Genomic DNA, 17,658 nt, shown 5'->3' on the forward strand with positions numbered 1-17,658 from the left:
GGACTCGATCTGTATCAATTTAGTCTCAACTTCGCAAGTTTGGGTTGTAGGATCTAGGACCTTCGATATATGATGTCGAAAGATGCCAGTTAATGGATGGTATCTATAAACATTATAAGGAGGTGTACGTTATGAAAAAATCAGGCAAATTGATTTCTTCCACGGTTGTTGCTGCTATCGCAGCTGTATCGGTTGTAACTTCTGCTTCTGCAACAAGTGCAGCTGTGGCAAGCCCGGTGGCGTCTTCCATCGCAAGTATTGACCTGAGCAGTATGAACATCGAAACAGCTTTGATGATGGTTCAGCAAGAGCGCACCAAATTGCTGGATAGCCAATTGCAGTCGCAAATTCAAGAAGTCCAAAATCGTAATCAAGCGATTGCAGACCTGAACACACAATTGCAGGCAGCTATTCAGAGCGGGGATGCTTCCCAAGTCCAAGCCCTGAAGAGCAAGATCGATGCGATGAGCAATTCTCAACAAATGGATATGCTGCGTTTGCAGTCTTTGTCCAACAAACGCAATGAAGCTTTTGATGTGATGACCAACTTCATCAAAAAAATGCAGGATTCAAGATCGTCCATCATCGGAAACATGCGCTAGGATGAAATTAACCTCCTAAGCCACATTAACCAATGAAGAAACCTTTATGTGGGAGTTGGATTGGTTAATAGAAAAAGAGCGAAGACGGAATTCATTCCGACACTTCGCTCTTTTTCTATTCTACTATTTACTTGGTTACGTATGTTGCATCAATCCAGTCTGGAGTTAATCCGACCAGTCGCGGCGCCGTGTGAACAGATCCGTCAGTTCATCCGTCGATAGCTCGGTAATCCAGTTTTCAGAGCTGGTGATAATATTGTCGCTGAGCTGCTGCTTACTCTCCAGCATTTCGTCAATGCGTTCTTCGAGTGTGCCCAGCGAGATGAACTTGTGTACCTGAACATCCTTCGTCTGTCCCATCCGATAGGCGCGGTCCGTAGCCTGATTTTCCACGGCAGGGTTCCACCAGCGGTCAAAGTGGAACACATGATTAGCTGCGGTCAGGTTCAAGCCCACGCCGCCTGCTTTGATGGACAGAATAAAGACCGATGGCTGCTCTGCCGCAGGCAACGTCCGGGACTGGAACTCGTCAATCATGCGATCCCTTGCTGTCTTGGACGTGCCCCCATGCAGATACAGTACAGGTTCCTGCAACTCTTGTCTCAATACCTGTTGCATCATCTGTCCCATGCCGATGTATTGGGTGAAAATCAGGCACCTTTCGCCCTCGTCCCGTAGTTCACGAACCAGTTCCATCAATCGTTCCAGCTTCGCAGAGCGGCTGATTAGCATAGCCATGTCCTGAGGACTATACAGGTCATATGCTGTTACAGAGCCTTCCGAGGAAATCGTTTCCGGCAAGGATTCTTTCGTCAGCAACAGGGGATGATCACACAACTGTTTGAGTTGGGTTAAGGCAGAGAGGATCGCACCTTTGCGCTTAATGCCTTCCAGCTCTTTCATTTTGTCCATTAGAGCCTGAACGGACTGGTCATACAGTGCACTTTGTTCACCCGTAAGGTGGATATAGGTTTTCATCTCGTTTTTATCAGGCAGATCCAACTGGATATTCGGATCTTTTTTCTTGCGGCGCAGCATGAATGGCTTCACCAGCTGCTGCAAATCCTGCATGCGCTGCTCGTCCTTATCTTTCTCAATGGCGCTGATAAACCGAGTCTGGAATGCCCTGGCGCTGCCCAGATAACCCGGATTGATAAAATCATAAATCGACCACAGCTCGGACAGCCGATTTTCAATCGGTGTACCCGTCAGTGCAATCCGATGTTTTGCCGGGAAGCTGCGTACCGCCATGGACTGCTTTGTTTGGGCATTTTTAATATTCTGCGCCTCATCCAGACAGATCGATGCCCACGTATATGACTGCAACATTTCCTGATCTAGCGTAGCCGTTGCATAGGAGGTAATGATAATATCCACCTGTTCAGTCTGTGCATGGAATTCCTCTCCGCTCAGTCTACGAGCTCCATAATGCAGACTGACATTAATAGAGGGAGCGAAGCGACTAATCTCTTTTTGCCAGTTTCCGAGTACGGAAGTAGGGCAGACGAGAAGGGCTGGGGCCTGCCCAGGCAAGCGCTGCTCATTCTCTTTGAGATGCAGCAAATACGTAATGAACTGAATCGTTTTTCCGAGTCCCATGTCGTCCGCAAGACAAGCCCCGAGACCGAATCTGCGCAGGAATCCAAGCCATGCAAAACCTTCCTTTTGATAAGAACGCAGCTCAGCATGCAATCCTGCCGGAACAGGCAGGGAAGGAGCACCGCCTTGTCCACCGCCAAGCTGTGCGATGACCCGGTTCAGGTGTTCGTTCAGTTCCACCTCAAGTCGAATGGTCTCTGAAGACTGCGGTTGTTCCTCTTCCTGATCTTTCTGTCCTTCCTTGCGTTTTTGGTTGCGATATTCGCGCTGCTCACTATGTAGCAGATGCAGGTGCAAAATATCCTGAAACGACAGTCCCTGTTCCTGATCCACACCGCCCATGGCTCGGCGAATCTGTTCCAGCAAGGCCGGGTCGAGGGGAACCCATTCCCCGCGGAAACGAACAAGCCGTTCGTTACGTTCAACGAGATCAGCGAATTCTTCCTCGCTAAGATCCGTATCCCCGATCGCAATCCGCCAGTCAAAATGAATGATCGAGTCCAGTCCGAAGAAAGACTGTCCCCGTTCGCTGCCTTCCTCCGGTTTCACTTTCGCACGCAGCTTGGGTTTCTTCTTGCGTGCAGCTTCCCACCAACCCGGAAGTAGCACTTGCCAGCCGGCTTCGAGCAGTCGTCCGCTGTCTTGAGTCAGGAACTGCCAAGCATCCTGATCTCCCAAAGGATCACTGAGCACATCCCGGCTGCCGCTGATGGCGCGGCGAATTCGGGGTAAATGTGCGCGCAGCTGTTCCAGCCATCCAGCCGAACGGTCAAGAATGAACGGCGTCCACACCTCAGGCCAGTCACCTTCCAATCGACCACGTGAATCCAGTCGCACAGGAACCAATACAGCTGCATCCAGTTTATTCTGTAATACCAGCCGCAGCCGCCATGCGGGTTCATCCTCCTCCGGCTCCAGCAATTGCAGGAGCGGACGGAATGGGGCTGCGTCTGCTTTCCAGCCGATAGACACCAGCCAGGATTGTGCATCCATTCCGGCTGTTTGCGGAGCCGTGCCGCTTTGTGGAAACAACTGCGGGAATTCACGTCGCAGATCGGTCGCGGCTTCTTCCGTGCTATACCATCGTTGGAATACGGAAGCCGAATAAGCAGCACTCAGCCCTTCAGCGTAGCTCTCATCCGTCTGTTCCAGTGCTTTACCAAGAGCTGTTCGATCCTGCTTTTTCAGGCTGTCCGGGTCCCAGGTCCATTGCAGTTGTCCGGTACGGAATGCTGTGAAGCTGGGTGCATATTTACGGTTTTCAATCGATGTTGCGAGTACCGGAGCCAGCCGGATCAAATGCTCTGCCTGCTCGTCCCATTTCCATTCAATGTGCAGCAAGGTGTGCATTTCGCTGAAGAAAGGAATGACTTCTTCCGCAGGCAGTACAACGAGTTCAATCTCTTCGATCTGTCTTGTTTCCAGTTCTGTTCCGTAGAAGGAAGGGGCATGCCAAGCAAATAATCGCTGCTTAAGCGATTGTCCTGATACAAAGTGATGGGTGTTCAGCGCTCCATAGAACAGGGCATCCCCGTATCCCGTCAATGCAACATGGACCTCAATCGTTTCGGTGTAAGGGTGCATTAGGCTCATGAAATCAACTTACCTTTCCGAAGCTCTTCCTGCAGGGCGCGCAGTCGGCTGTTGCGAACGGCCAATGTGGTGATAAACTGCTCCCAGTGCTCTTCCTGCTTCAATTTTTTATAAATTTTGGACAGCCGCTTCAACAGTTTCACTGCTGCTTTGTATCCGTCCCTGTTTTTGTGCCCGATATAACGATCCACCGCCTGATGGTAGAAAGGAAGCAGTAATTCGGGCGCATCTTTTTCAATCGGCTGTAGCACAGCTACACGGAATTCAAGTGGCTCTGTCTCCGTGCTCAGTTGAAAATCCATCCATCGCCGCCACTGTCCCCGGGAATGCATCGCTTCTTCGTAAGCCGGACGCGAATGAGGCAGCATGCTGACCAGTGTGTCCCACATACGGTGCTCTACATCAGGCAGATGATGAATGGCTGTGTCCCACAACTGCATGTAATCATTCAGAGGGGAGTTACGCCGGTTCGCTAGCAGAGGTCCAAGCTGAACTAACCACTCGCTCAGCCGTTTCCATTCTAATGAATCTGAAAGTACATGCAGAAAATGCAACAGATGCTCTGGCGGAATGCCATATGCCGAGCTTCCGCTGGTTAATCGCTGCCAAGCCTGCTCATCTTGTCCCAAATGGAAATACATCCAGCTCTGTGCCAATACAAGTGGCAAGGGCAAGGTTACCGATTTAATCGGCGCACCGCTCCCGTTTTCGGTCAGATTCGCTACACTCAGCACACTTTCACCTGGTTTGGGGGGTATGGAAGCAGCAGTCAGACCGTTCTCCATTTCCTGTAGAAACTCCAGCTCTGAATCCAGCGTTTTCCGGTTTTCCTGAAGATGAGGTACGATCCAATTTAACCAAAGCTGTCGATAGATCGGGGTAAAGAACATCATGCTGGATGTCTCGGATATCATCTGCGTACGCAGGTACGCCGAGGTTTCCTCAAGCCGTTTCCAATGTTGTTCAAGCTTCGTGCCTTTCAGATCGGAGAGATCCAGCGGACGGCTAAGGATCTGTTCCAACCCTTTCTGGAGCGCATCCACGGCAAGTTGGGCAGGATAGCTCAGATACACAGGTGTATGTGTGATTGAATTGCGGCCAGGCACACAGAAACGAATCAGGTACAACTGAACATGCAGCTCAAATAACTGGTCCATGCCAGCGGACAGCTTAGGTTTGATGGAATAGAGCTCGTCCGCTGCGGCCTGCACATACGATGTACTTGGCGTGCCTGTCCCTAATCGTTTCAGGCATGCCCGAAAGAGTTCATGCCATTCCGCTATCTCAAGTTCGGCAAGTTCCGTTGCACGTTCCTTGATCTGACTATACTGATTATCAGGGGTAGTGAGATCCTCTTCGTGAGAAGCGTAATCAGAACGTCCCGCTGTCGCTAAAGAAGCAGGCTTTGGAGCCTGTTTCAGTGCCGTACTGGAGTGGGCGTTCACAATGCCGTGTACGGGTCGCCCCAGTTGCTCCGCATAACTCATTAGAACGGCTATCATATGTTTGCAACGAGAACCAACCGGACAGGTACAGTGACTGGTGTTCAGCGATTGCAAGCTCAGAGTTACCTCATAGTCATTTGAGCCTTGCACTTCTGCCAAAATTCCATTTTGTTCGGTGTAGGTTAATGGTCCGACGCGTTTCTGTTTATAATATTGGAATCCACGCATGATCGTCAGGTTGTTAAAATGTTCCGCAACCTGTCTAATCAGCTGTTGCCACTGCGCATCATCCATGTTCATCTCATTAGGTATGTTCATCATTCCATCTCCTGGGGAAATCATAGGTTCAGTCATCACCACGTCTTGACGTAATGGTGTACATTTCATATATCCATCATATCAGTTATCGTGTGCTCCGTGCATCGGTTCGGAGAACTTGGAAGAGACTTTTTGACAAGTGAAACCGAAGAGTGATGAACTCTACTTTTTACCAGAGATCATGCGCAAAAGCCTCGTATTGTGTATGCTTAGGGTATGTATTCCTTTCAGGAACAATGCAGGCAGGACGCCGGCCAAATTCAATCAACAGGAGAGAGCATATGAAAATACTTACGTTAAATACACACGCTTGGGTGGAAGAGGATCAATTGAACAAAATTAGTCAGCTGGCTGATTTTATCAATACACATCAGTTCGATGTGATTTCCATGCAGGAGGTCAATCAATCCATGCAGGAGCAGCCACTGTCCGCCGAGGAACTGAAATATTACTTTGCCGCGGATTCCGAAGCTGTTATTAAAAAAGATAATTATGCCTATGTTCTGCTCCGGCAGCTATCTGAACAATATTACTGGACATGGATTCCGACCCATGTCGGATTTAGCATATATGATGAAGGTTTGGCGATTCTGAGCCGGACACCGATCTCACAAGCTTTTGGTGAATATGTATCCCACATGAGGGATTACGACAACTACCGGACACGCAAAATTGTGGGAATACAGACAGTGGTTAAAGGTGAATCGACTTGGTTTGTGAATGGACATTATAACTGGTGGAATGATGATCAGGAACCTTTTAAGGGCCAGTGGGAACTGACCGAGAGCAAGCTTGCTCCATATATGGACCAGCCGCTGTATATTATGGGGGATTTCAACAATGTCGCAGAAGTGCGTGAGGAAGGATACGACCATATGATCGGCAAAGGCTGGCATGACCTGTACACGACAGCTGTGCAAAAGGATGATGGAGCAACTGTGGTCAAAGCCATTGCTGGCTGGGCGGATAATAAACGCGATTTGCGTATTGATTATATTTTCTCGAATCGTCCGGTACAGGCGAAGTCTTCGACTGTGGTTCTCAATGGAAAGAACGGCCCTGTGGTCTCTGACCATTACGGCGTAGCTGTGGAAATTTAACACGAGGACACTCTTGTACACGATTTTTTTATCAAAATGAAACGAAAGCCTCCGACTTCACTTCCTTAAAGGAAAGTGAAGTCGGAGGCTTTTTATTTTCAGCCTTTGGCAGACTGTTATGCAAAGACTCACGTATGTTCAGAATCGGTTCAGAGCACCTCTATATAATGTACATTATCGTACATGTCCATATTATTTTAGTGATTTTCCATTGGATTTTGAGTTGGAATGACATGAATAAACTTCATACTGGAGGAGCATTCTTTTGAGAAAAAATCATTTCATGAGCTCGATTCTCGCGGCATCCTTGTTGACAACATCTTTGTGGACGACACAGGCTAACGCCGCAGTATCATTTACCGATATCGATAAATCCTACGCCAAGGATGCCATTGTAGAGTTGCAAAATGAAGGGATTATCGCCGGATTCAGTGATGGTCGATTTAATCCGTCTGGTATGATCACCAGACAGGATTTTGCCATCCTGATTGCCAAAACGTTAGAGCTGGATGTAACCAATAACGTCCCATCCTATCCGACATTTACAGATATTCCTGTGACCAGCTATGCCTATGCTTCTGTTGAAGCAGTATACCGAGCAGGCATATTTAAAGGCATGGGAAGCGGGGGATTCGGGAGTGGCCAGACATTATCCAGACAGGATATGGTCGTAACTCTGATGAGAGCGATGGGAACAGATGTATCGGGCAAAGGTGTTTTGTTAACATTCAAGGACAGCGCAAGTATCTCGGAGTATGCGAAAGATGCAGTTGGAGCGGCGCTCGAAGCTGGATTTATTATCGGTGATCAAAAAAACATGTTCAAACCGGCTTTGCAAGCGGATCGTCAAGCTGCAGCATTGACGGCTTCCCGATTACTGCAAACGATAAAGGAAACACCTGCTCCACAACCTGAACCAGTACCGACGCCAACACCAGAGGTAACACCAACGCCTGTGCCTACTCCATCCCCATCCCCATCTACCAGTTGGAATAATAACGGGTCATCATCGAATGGAAGTGGTGGCGGAAGTACGAGTCCATCTGTGCCTGCGGATATAACAGCACCGACGGTCGATGTAAGTAAATTTAGCATTATCGATAATTACAGTGGAACCTGGGATCAAGTTCAGAAGGAGCCGTTGTAACTTTCTATAGATGGACTGATGCGAATACGAATGGAGTCGTGGATGAAGGAGAGCTGGATGAAGGAATTCCCCTTGCCAAAAGCAAAGCGGATGGGTCTCTTGCGCTTACCAAGTTGGAAAATTTGATTCCGGGAGACTACAAATATGTGGTTACCGCCAAGGATTCAGCAGGTAACGAGTCGCCTAAGGATGCATCACATGTGCTGGCATTTACGCTGGTGAAAGGAGAGATGCCAGTAGACGTGCCGACTATAGGGTCCAATAATTTTGGTTTCGACTCAAGCAACGCCAAAACCAAGTATCTCCAGGTTCAATATGAGAATGCTCCATTTTCTTTAAACTACGATGTAGGGGAAGATTTTGTGGATGGCATGATTGAGTACTCCACGGATGCTTTCCAGTTTAGCGTAAATGATTCTTATGTACTTGATGGTGAGTCTTATACGTTTGATAGCAGTCAGATCAGCAATGATGGTCATACGCTTAAGATTAAAGTAAGTGTACAATCCGGCACACGTATTACTTTGCAATTGGGCAATAAGATGAATGAGACAAGAGGTCTATATGATTTGATCATTCGCGTAGATGCTGACGGCGAAGGATTAACGAAATCCGTATATGAAGAAACCGGGAAGCTATTCGTTAACTTTGACATTTTCGGATAAGTGTAATTTAAATGAGACGGACTACAACTATGTAGTCCGTTGTATTGTTTTATCGTCAGACTGACAATACAATTATTTTCTTGTAAGCGTAATCAAAAATCTGTAGCCACCGGGAAGCAGGTCAGTTATACTTGGTGTATTATTCGGCTGTTCCTAAGATAAACCAGGATCGTGAACGTCCGACAAAAAGGGATTTTTCCACAAAGGTTAAGCGCTATACCTATATAGTCCATCGGGAGAGGAATGTGTGCATTCAATGACAACGTATTTCAGTGAACCGCAGAGCATGTATTATCGATTCGGAGAAGATCAGGATCAGGTACTGAAGGTGCTGGCAGAGAGGTATATAGGTGCCAATGCACAGGCTGATTTTGTATATCGGGTATTCCAGAAGTCTGGTATTCTACAAAACGAAAAAGGTCTGTATGATCTGAATTTGAATAAACGCTTCCCTGATGCCCAAAAAGGTCAGGTTTCCTATGCCGCAGCGCTCGTTTGGGGGGATGAAGACCGAAATCTGGATGTGCTGATCCGCTGTTATGGACCTGTTCGCTTCTATTTTAACGAGCAATTGGTATATCGCTCGACGGTAATGGATGAGATCAACCTGGACGCGACCGTGAAGCTGGGAATCGACATTAAGCCGGGATGGAATACGTTGTTGCTGGAGATGAAGTCTACACCTGCGGGCTTTGGATGCCAGTTTGGCTCGGACGAGGGGAAAGTGCGCATTCTGAATGTGCTCGCTCCTTTCCAGGAGAGACAGGGACAGGCCGGATGGGTGTATTCCAAACCTGTAAATTCGGAAGAATCGCCTACTCTTAGCCTAGACCGTATATCCGAAATAGCGGAGGACAGTCATTCAGAATGGAATTTGCTTGGGAAAGAAGAGGGCCACAGACTGGATTGGTTGCCTGATCCGCAATGGTCAGAGGAAAAGCAGACGCAACCGACACTTAAACGAATGTACGGACATCTTCCTGGTCAACGAGTCTATGCGTGGACACGGTTAATTAACAGGGATTCAACCGATTGCGCCATCCGTTTGACTGGTCAATCTTCCGGGCCACTGAATATATGGCTGAACGGCGAATCGGCGGTGCAATTAAAGGAAGCGGGCCCATTCGAGGTGGAGATACCCGCATCTTTTGGACGGAACGATCTACTGGTTCGCAGTGAATGTAGTGATACGGCTGAGCCATGGAATTTTGTTATAAACGCAACGGTGAATGGAGAGCAACTGGAACTGGAGCTTCCCCAGCGTGTGCATGGGGCTTATGGAGAGTCGTGGTTATATCTAGGCCCTTTTGAATCTGGGGAAATCGAACCTGATGTGCAGGATCTGATGCGTACAGATCGGGTGTATAAAGGAAGTGTAATACAGAATAACTTAAAAGAATCGGGGAGCCAACAGGAACGGAAGGAACGCATGTATTGGCAACTGGCCAGACCGGATGCGTGGATACGTCCCTATTATGAAAATGCAATGCTCAGTAACAAATGGACAGTAGGCAGTGTGACCAACTATGGTCGCTGGGACTATCCATTAGGTGTCACCGTGTATGGTCTATTGCAGACCGGACGTTACTTGCAGCGACCTGATATTACGCGTTATGCCGCAGATCATGTGCAGGCGTGCACTCGTATGGATGAGTACTCATTATGGGATCGGGAGCAGTACGGTTTTCCAGCGGTTAACCAGCAGCTGGTTATGCTGAAAATGCTGGATAACTGTGGCTCATTTGGCTCGGCGATGCTGGAAGCTTATTCAGAATGTCAGGAGCCGACGTTCTTGCCGATTGCAGATCGGATTGCAGGTTTTATGCTGACCCGGTTGGAACGACAGGAAGACGGTGCATTTTACCGCGAGTGTATCGGAGAATTTGCCGAGAATACGATGTGGGCAGACGACCTTTATATGAGCACACCGTTTCTCGTACGGTATGCCCGACTGACAAGGGATATGTCGCCATTGGATGAAGCGGCCAGACAATTTTTATTGTATCGGAAGTATCTGTTCATGCCTGAATTCAAGATCATGTCCCACGTATACGATTTCAAATATGGACAGGCGACACAGATTCCGTGGGGACGGGGAAATGGATGGACGCTCTTTTCGTTGTCTGAGGTATTGGAAGCTTTGCCGGCAGAGCACCCGGAGCGTCCGGCTTTAATTGCCTTCTTCAATGAATTATGTGAAGGATATTCAGCTCTGCAAGGAGAGGGTGGATTATGGCACCAGGTATTGAATGATTCGGAAACATACCAGGAAGCCTCCTGTACAGCGATGTTTGCCTATGGTTTTGCACGGGGAGTGCGTTTTGGCTGGTTAAATCAACCCGCGCGTTACATTGAAGCGGCTGAACGGGCATGGAACGGATTAACCCGTAAAGCGATTGACCGTCAGGGCAACGTACATGGTGTATGCAGCGGATCGAGATATGCCTTTACCGCAGAATATTACGATAAGGACCTGCTCACGGTAACGAATGACAATCATGGGATTGGCATTATGATGCTGGCAGGAACCGAAGTAGCGAAGATGAAGAAACATCTGGCTCAGCATAAGATATCATCAACTGCTGTGACGCAATCCTGAACGTGTCAGTAAAATCAGTAAAGGACCACCGTTGAGATGTGGCGAGGCACGGCGCACTGCACAAAGACCGTTGTATATATGAATAACCACCCGGAGCAGCATTCCTGGTGGTTATTTCATCACTTTGAATATCGATCTCAATCGAATGGACATTTGTCCTAACCTCTTACTTTTTTGACAGGAAAGCTTACTTTTGTTTATGTAAAGAGCAGCGGTAGACCGTTACAATAGTTTTTGTAAGCGATTCCACAAAAGCAAAAGGGGAGGAAATTCATTCATGTTGAATACCAAAAAGTGGGTAACCCTGTTCTGCCTATCCCTGTTAATGTTCGCTACAGCCTGTTCCGGAGGATCTTCAGGACCATCTGCTTCCTCTAATGAAGGAGGGAAAGATGGTGAGGCTTCCGGCAATATTGAACTTCGTATGACCTGGTGGGGGTCGCAGACTCGCCACGATCTCACGACCAAAGTGATTAAGCTGTTTGAAGAGAAACACCCTGGCATTACCATCAAGCCGGAATATTCGGGTTGGGACGGATACTTTGACAAGCTGACCACTCAGGTAGCGGGTTCAAATGCACCGGATATCATACAGATGGATTACGCTTTTCTAACCGATTTTGCCCGGCGTGGCGCTTTGCTTGACCTGACCCCGTATGCAGAGAACAAAGAGCTGCGCACAGAGGATCATGACAAGAGCATGCTCAAAGCCGGATCAATTGACGATAAGCTATACGCGATTACATTAGGTGTAAATGCACCAGGTGTCATCTATGATGCGGCCGTATTTAAGGAGCTTGGGATCGAGGAGCCGCAGGAAAGCTGGACTTGGAAGGATTTTAGCGATGTCGCGGCCAAGATTGCAGCAGAGAAGGGTGACGGTTTCTACGGCTCGGCGGATGTATCGGGAACCACCAACATGTTTGAGGTATTTATCCGGCAAACAGGAAAGGGGCTATTTGATGGCGGGACGTTGACAGCAACGAGCGAGGAGCTTAAGCAATGGTTTGACATGTGGGGGGCGCTTCGTGAGAACGGGGGTGCAACCTCTGCAGAAGTGACGGCATCCACGACGAATGCACTGGAAACACGCCCGATTTCGCTTGGTACAGCAGCCATGGATTTTGCTTGGTCTAACCAATTGCTGACGTTTCAGCAGGTGAACAAAAATCAGGATCATAAGCTAGGGATACAAGTGCTTCCGCACGGTGTAGGTGAAAAGCAAATCGGTGAGTACCTGAAAGCAGGTCAGTTCCTATCCGGTTATGGCAAAACGAAACATCCGAAGGAAGTAGCGATGTTTATCGACTTCATGGTGAATGATCCGGAAGCTACCGCCATTCTCGGTTCGGAGCGCGGAGTACCCGTCAATTCCAGCATCCGTGAGAAGATGCAGCCTACGCTGCCCGAAGCGGAGCAAGCGATCTTCCAATTTATCGATGTAGTTTCGAAAAACTCCAGTGAAATTGATCCGCCATACCCGCAAGGTTTTTCCGAAGTGGATACCAGCTTCAAAAGTGCAAGCGAGCAGATCGCCTTTGGTCAAGGCAACACACCGGATGTAATTGCGCAGTTTATTGAAGGTGCCAAGGCGACACTTGCGTCGAGTCAATAACACTTGATTGAACGGTTCCATACTTCATATTCCGCGGGGAGGTTGCGAAGATGAGTACAACACAGGTCAGTCAAGCCCGAACCGAGCGTGTGGCAGCCCGGCGGGTGAAACGGAGATATGCGCACAATAGAGCGGCCCTTCTGTTTCTGGCCCCATGGCTGGTTGGTTTATTGTTTCTGACACTTGGCCCGATGCTCGTTTCCCTATACATTTCGTTCACCGATTACAGTATCCTGGCCGCCCCTTCCTGGGTCGGTCTGGATAACTACACCACGATGTTTACATCGGATAAACTGTTTATTCAATCGCTCAAAGTCACATTTACGTATGTCGCCGTATCCGTACCGATCAAGCTAATTTTTGCCCTGCTGGTGGCGATGCTGTTGAACAAGGGTATTCGTGGGCTCGGCATTTACCGTACGGTGTATTACATCCCAACTCTGCTTGGGGGCAGCGTTGCGATTGCGATGCTGTGGCGCAAAATACTGGGCGGTGACGGGCTACTCAATGGTTTGCTCGCCATGATCGGTATTAAGGCACCCGATTGGGTCGCCAACCCGAAGTATGCCTTGTATTCAATCGTGCTGCTGTCGGTATGGCAGTTCGGATCATCGATGATTATTTTCCTGGCAGGCTTGAAGCAGATTCCACCCGAGTATGACGAAGCTTCTGCGGTTGACGGCGCCGGTCCACTCCGGAGATTCTTTTATATCACACTGCCGATTCTGTCACCGGTTATCTTTTTCAATCTTGTGATGCAACTGATCACGTCCTTTCAGTCCTTTACTCAGGCTTTTGTCATCAGTAATGGCAGCGGGGGGCCTGTCAATTCCACATTAATGTACTCTCTATACCTGTACAAAAAAGGCTTTTCGTTCTTCCAGATGGGTTATGCATCTGCGATGGCCTGGGTGTTGGTAATCCTGATCGGTGTCTTTACATTGCTGGTATTCCGCAGCAGCAAGCTGTGGGTGCACTATGAGGATGGTGGAAAATCATGATTGGACAACGAAACTCTGCTGCGTGGGTAGTCGCCAAACATGTACTGATTTCGGGCATTGCCTTTGTGATGCTTTATCCGGTGCTCTGGATGCTGGGCAGCTCATTCAAACCGGGACATATGATTTTCACCGAAACGTGGTTCTGGCCGCAAGAATGGAATTGGCAAAATTTCATTAATGGCTGGACGGGCATTCAGGGAAATCCCTTCTCCCGTTTTCTAACCAACTCGGTTGTCCTGTCGCTGGGCGCTGTGCTGGGCAATGTCATTTCCTGCTCGATGGCGGCATATGCCTTTGCCCGATTGAATTTTCGGTTCAAGGCGATTTGCTTTGGCTTAATGCTGATGACGATCATGTTGCCACATCATGTAACGCTTATCCCTCAATATATCCTGTTTAACCATCTTGAATGGGTGAATACGTATCTGCCGCTAGTGGTGCCGAAATGGCTGGCCACCGATGCCTTCTTCATTTTCCTGATGGTCCAGTTCTTCCGGGGATTGCCCAAAGAGCTGGATGAAGCGGCTACGATTGATGGATGTGGTCCTGTACGAATCTACACCAAAATTATCATTCCGCTGGCCTTTCCGGCGCTGGTGACGACGATGATCTTTACCTTTTTGTGGACATGGGACGATTTCTTCAGCCAGTTGATTTATCTGAGTGATGTCAGCAAATACACGGTGCCGCTGGGCCTTCGCCTGTTCCTCGATTCCAGCTCCCAATCTGACTGGGGTCCGATGTTTGCGATGTCAGTGCTGTCGCTGGTGCCTTGTTTTATCGTATTTATCGTGTGTCAAAAGTACTTCGTGGAAGGAATCGCGACCTCCGGGCTCAAAGGGTAATTCCAAGACGAAACGAGTTGATTCCACATGCGGAAACGAAGATTGTCGGTATTCCTAAATCGAAAGCTGCAACAAAGCAAGCTCTCCACGTTGATGGTGACTTGCTTTGTTGCGTTTAACCTGCTGCTCGTCTCTGTTATTGTCTGGCTGGCATACCAGTCATTCTCTGCTGTGACGTTTACCGAGATTAGTAGAGCGAGGCTGGCTCTCCTGAATGAGAGTACGCGCCGGGGGTTTGATTTTATTACAGGTGTGACAGGGACGGCCTATTCTCTGGCGAGTAACCGTGAGCTGTCGAATTTGCTGGAAACAAAGGGAACGGGAAGGCTGACACATATTCACCAACGGCGGGAGGTATCCAAAATACTGGATCACACGTTGGTAGTCAGTGAAGGTATTACATCGGTAGAGCTGTATACTGATGCCTTCAACGGAGTCACCGTCACGATGGCTGATCGCATCTATCCAGTGGATACGATTGCCGGTGATTCATGGTTTGCTGCACTGGAGCAGGCGGACGCGGCCTGGGTGCCTCTACGGGAAAACGAATCTGGCCAATCGCTAATTGGATACGCCCAGCGAATTTTTGACAGCCGGGGCGGGACGGTAGCCTATGTGCTTATCCGCCTGAGTCGCGCGGATATTGTACGCAGATTTGCAGATATGCCTATGGTGCTGGATGGACAGGTACTGTTGGTGGATACAGCAGGCAACGTCGTCATGCAGATGGGCGATGACAATTTAGAGGTAACGTCTGGTAGGAATTTGAGTTCAACCAATGAAGCCTCCAAACTTTTTCCTTCTATTAATGCATCTGCTGCTAGGGAAAGCGAACCTGTCGTAGATCGTGCATGGATTCAGGAGCATGTTGAACAGGGGGAGGACGGATTTGAGGTGGTTTCCGGCAAGCCCGGTGGAGCGCAGCTTGTTCTATATTCAAGGCCTGCCATGCTTCAGTGGCGTCTGGTGCAGACCATCCCTGTGCACACGCTGTTATCTCCAGTAAGACAGGCAGGATGGCAAGTTCTTGGAATAGCCGTGCTGGGGTTATTATGCTCGGCGATACTCGCGTATCTGTTCGTGCGGAGGATTGTCCGGCCATTGCGTCAGCTGATCAAACGGATGAGGCAACTGGAAAAAGGGGACTTCAATACCCGGGTTCAGCTTTCGTTCACCGAGGAATATGCCCATTTGGCTTATGGTTTTAATCATATGGCTTCACAGCTGACAGAGTTGATGGACCAGGTCAAGGAAGAGAGCCGCGCGAAGCGTGAAGCCCAGACCGGTTTGCTGGAGGCGCAAATCAAACCGCATTTTCTGTATAACACACTCGACATGATTCACTGGCGTGCTCTCGATTATGAAGCCAAGGACATCAGCCGCATGATTGTCCAACTCAGCAAACTTTTGCGTATTGGATTGAGCGGCGGCAAACTATTTATCCGGGTGCGTGATGAGTTGGATCATGCCCGTTGTTATGTCAGCATTCAGTCCGAGCGGTTACCGTTCTCCATTGATTATCAGGAACATATCGATCCGCAAGTGCGCGGGTGCTACATTCCCAAAATCATTTTGCAGCCCTTTATCGAAAATGCGGTCATGCATGGGCATCCGAAGGAAGGGAAACTTCGCATACAGGTGGATATGCGGGAATCGGAGAGCAACAATCTACCTGAGGCGAAGGAATCTCCAACCTGTCTTATCATCGAATCACCAGAGTCATCGGAACTAGGCAACCAATCCATGGGCTATCGTCCGCTCAGAAAGTCCGCGCAGGCACCCAAAATCATCATTCGTATAAAGGATAACGGACAGGGTTTGCCTGAGGGCTGGAAGCTGGAGGAGACGACTGGCATTGGTATACGAAATGTACATCAGCGTATTCAGCTGTATTGTGGAACTGGATATGGCGTTGATCTATGCTCAGGTGAATCGGGCGGGGTAGAAGTGACCATTACGCTGCCACGTATTGAGACGGAAGAGCAATTAAACTTTTGGCTGGGCGGTGAAAATGAATGAAAACCATTATGCTTGTAGACGATGATCCTCATATCGTAAAAGCATTAACCGACCATATTGATTGGCCATCCATTGGCCTTCGCATTGCAGGAACGGCTTCCAATGGCATGGACGCACTGGAGCTGTTCCATCGGCTGCGTCCGGATCTTGTGATGACGGATGTCTATTTGCCAGGAATGACAGGACTTGAGGTCACGCAAACATTGAGGCGGGACCATCCTCATCTGCCGATCATCATCCTTAGCGGATATGATGAATTCGAGAATGCCCGGGCGGCCATGCGCTGGGGTGTGAATCATTTTTTGCTGAAACCTGCGGAAGTGGAGGAAATTGAGTCTGTCTTGCGTGAGGTGTTACTGGAACAGGATGTGCGTGAGCGGCGTGAGCAGCTGGAGCGGACGTACAAGCAGGAGATTGGGCGAGTGGTCCCCTATCTGCGCAAACTGTTTCTTCACGAACTGTTAACTACTCGCTATAAGGAAGAGGAATTACCTGCGGAGCGTATGGATTATGTGGGTATTCGCATGTCTTCTCAGGTACGTGCCATCAGTCTGCAATTGTATAGGCCTGCATTTCTGACACGGATGAAAGAGCGGGACTGGCAGTTATTAAGGTATGGGGCAGCGGATATTATTCAGGAGACCGTCAGGGATCAGACTCCGCAACTAAACGACTGCCAGGTGGAGATCGTGGACTATTCGGATCAGGTGTTTGTGCTGCTTCTATTTGGTGAGAAGAACCTGCTAGAACATATGGAGTCGATTGTTGAACGGATGATTGATCAGATTTTTACGTACCTCAAGATCGAAATGAGTGCAGGTATTGGGAGATCCAAAAATCACTTATGCGATGTTATGGACTCCTATCTGGAGAGCAGGGAGGCGCTGGAGAAAGCAGAGTTTCAGGGTGGGAGCCGCATATATCGATATGATTCATCATATGTCTTTATGCCGAGCGTGACGGATTACTCGCTATTGTTACAACAATGGAATGAGTCCTGGGCGGATATGAGGACTGATCTGGCAGAGGAGATATGGGTTCATGTTCGCAATCTGCTGAACGAAGGGAGTGGTACCAGTATTCAGGATGTGCAAGTTGTGGCGGTGAGCC

The 17,658-nt window shown here is 48.8% G+C and carries 12 protein-coding genes; 10 read left to right on the forward strand and 2 right to left on the reverse strand.

Annotated features, from left to right (window positions below; genetic code table 11):
- Nucleotides 1-131 precede the first annotated feature (131 nt).
- A complete protein-coding gene (locus AMS66_RS23000) occupies nt 132-602 on the forward strand; it encodes a hypothetical protein (protein WP_053783010.1) in 471 nt (156 codons plus the stop codon).
- A 165-nt stretch (nt 603-767) separates the two neighbouring features.
- Here the strand turns inward: AMS66_RS23000 and AMS66_RS23005 are convergent, their stop codons facing one another.
- Both AMS66_RS23005 and AMS66_RS23010 read right to left on the reverse strand, forming a co-directional pair.
- A complete protein-coding gene (locus AMS66_RS23005; RefSeq protein ID WP_053783031.1) occupies nt 768-3,785 on the reverse strand; it encodes a DEAD/DEAH box helicase in 3,018 nt (1,005 codons plus the stop codon).
- Nucleotides 3,786-3,790: 5 nt separating this feature from the next.
- On the reverse strand, nt 3,791-5,560 hold the full coding sequence (locus AMS66_RS23010; RefSeq protein WP_201782216.1) for an SWIM zinc finger family protein: 1,770 nt from the start codon (nt 5,558-5,560) through the stop codon (nt 3,791-3,793).
- 278 nt (nt 5,561-5,838) lie between these two features.
- Here AMS66_RS23010 and AMS66_RS23015 point away from each other — a divergent pair, with 278 nt between their 5' ends.
- The 9 genes from AMS66_RS23015 to AMS66_RS23055 all read left to right on the forward strand — a co-directional run.
- Entirely contained in the window at nt 5,839-6,657 is an 819-nt protein-coding gene (locus AMS66_RS23015; RefSeq protein ID WP_053783012.1) for an endonuclease/exonuclease/phosphatase family protein, read from the forward strand.
- Nucleotides 6,658-6,922: 265 nt separating this feature from the next.
- The gene (locus AMS66_RS34435; RefSeq protein WP_053783013.1) at nt 6,923-7,804 is read left to right on the forward strand and encodes an S-layer homology domain-containing protein; all 882 of its coding nucleotides are present in this window, start codon (nt 6,923-6,925) and stop codon (nt 7,802-7,804) included.
- A 38-nt stretch (nt 7,805-7,842) separates the two neighbouring features.
- The gene (locus AMS66_RS23025) at nt 7,843-8,469 is read left to right on the forward strand and encodes a BslA/BslB family hydrophobin (RefSeq protein ID WP_053783014.1); all 627 of its coding nucleotides are present in this window, start codon (nt 7,843-7,845) and stop codon (nt 8,467-8,469) included.
- A gap of 256 nt (nt 8,470-8,725) precedes the next feature.
- Entirely contained in the window at nt 8,726-11,068 is a 2,343-nt protein-coding gene (locus AMS66_RS23030) for a glycoside hydrolase family 88/105 protein (protein WP_053783032.1), read from the forward strand.
- Nucleotides 11,069-11,345: 277 nt separating this feature from the next.
- Nucleotides 11,346-12,683 carry an ABC transporter substrate-binding protein gene (locus AMS66_RS23035; protein WP_053783015.1) on the forward strand — a complete coding sequence of 446 codons (1,338 nt, stop codon included), beginning with the start codon at nt 11,346-11,348 and terminating at the stop codon, nt 12,681-12,683.
- A gap of 50 nt (nt 12,684-12,733) precedes the next feature.
- Nucleotides 12,734-13,684, forward strand: a complete 951-nt coding sequence (locus tag AMS66_RS23040; protein ID WP_144424585.1) for a carbohydrate ABC transporter permease — start codon at nt 12,734-12,736, stop codon at nt 13,682-13,684.
- Nucleotides 13,681-14,529 (forward strand): carbohydrate ABC transporter permease, encoded by an 849-nt coding sequence (locus tag AMS66_RS23045; protein WP_053783016.1) that lies wholly within the window; start codon nt 13,681-13,683, stop codon nt 14,527-14,529. The genes AMS66_RS23040 and AMS66_RS23045 overlap by 4 nt, the downstream gene beginning before the upstream one ends.
- A 27-nt stretch (nt 14,530-14,556) precedes the next feature.
- On the forward strand, nt 14,557-16,548 hold the full coding sequence (locus tag AMS66_RS23050; protein ID WP_053783017.1) for a cache domain-containing sensor histidine kinase: 1,992 nt from the start codon (nt 14,557-14,559) through the stop codon (nt 16,546-16,548).
- Nucleotides 16,545-17,658, forward strand: a 1,114-nt coding sequence (locus AMS66_RS23055) for a response regulator (RefSeq protein ID WP_144424589.1), incomplete at its 3' end; no start/stop codon positions are given. The genes AMS66_RS23050 and AMS66_RS23055, both read left to right, overlap by 4 nt.

Origin of the sequence: Paenibacillus xylanivorans, from assembly GCF_001280595.1 — a bacterium.
GTDB classification, from domain to species: domain Bacteria; phylum Bacillota; class Bacilli; order Paenibacillales; family Paenibacillaceae; genus Paenibacillus; species Paenibacillus xylanivorans.

Bases quoted from the DNA above. Each gene is read 5' to 3' on its own strand.
- AMS66_RS23005 (WP_053783031.1), bottom strand. From the start codon at position 3,785: ATGCACCCTTACACCGAAACGATTGAGGTCCATGTTGCATTGACGGGA.
- AMS66_RS23050 (WP_053783017.1), top strand. From the start codon at position 14,557: ATGCGGAAACGAAGATTGTCGGTATTCCTAAATCGAAAGCTGCAACAA.
- AMS66_RS23030 (WP_053783032.1), top strand. From the start codon at position 8,726: ATGACAACGTATTTCAGTGAACCGCAGAGCATGTATTATCGATTCGGA.
- AMS66_RS23045 (WP_053783016.1), top strand. From the start codon at position 13,681: ATGATTGGACAACGAAACTCTGCTGCGTGGGTAGTCGCCAAACATGTA.
- AMS66_RS23010 (WP_201782216.1), bottom strand. From the start codon at position 5,560: ATGATGAACATACCTAATGAGATGAACATGGATGATGCGCAGTGGCAA.
- AMS66_RS23040 (WP_144424585.1), top strand. From the start codon at position 12,734: ATGAGTACAACACAGGTCAGTCAAGCCCGAACCGAGCGTGTGGCAGCC.
- AMS66_RS23035 (WP_053783015.1), top strand. From the start codon at position 11,346: ATGTTGAATACCAAAAAGTGGGTAACCCTGTTCTGCCTATCCCTGTTA.
- AMS66_RS23000 (WP_053783010.1), top strand. From the start codon at position 132: ATGAAAAAATCAGGCAAATTGATTTCTTCCACGGTTGTTGCTGCTATC.
- AMS66_RS23015 (WP_053783012.1), top strand. From the start codon at position 5,839: ATGAAAATACTTACGTTAAATACACACGCTTGGGTGGAAGAGGATCAA.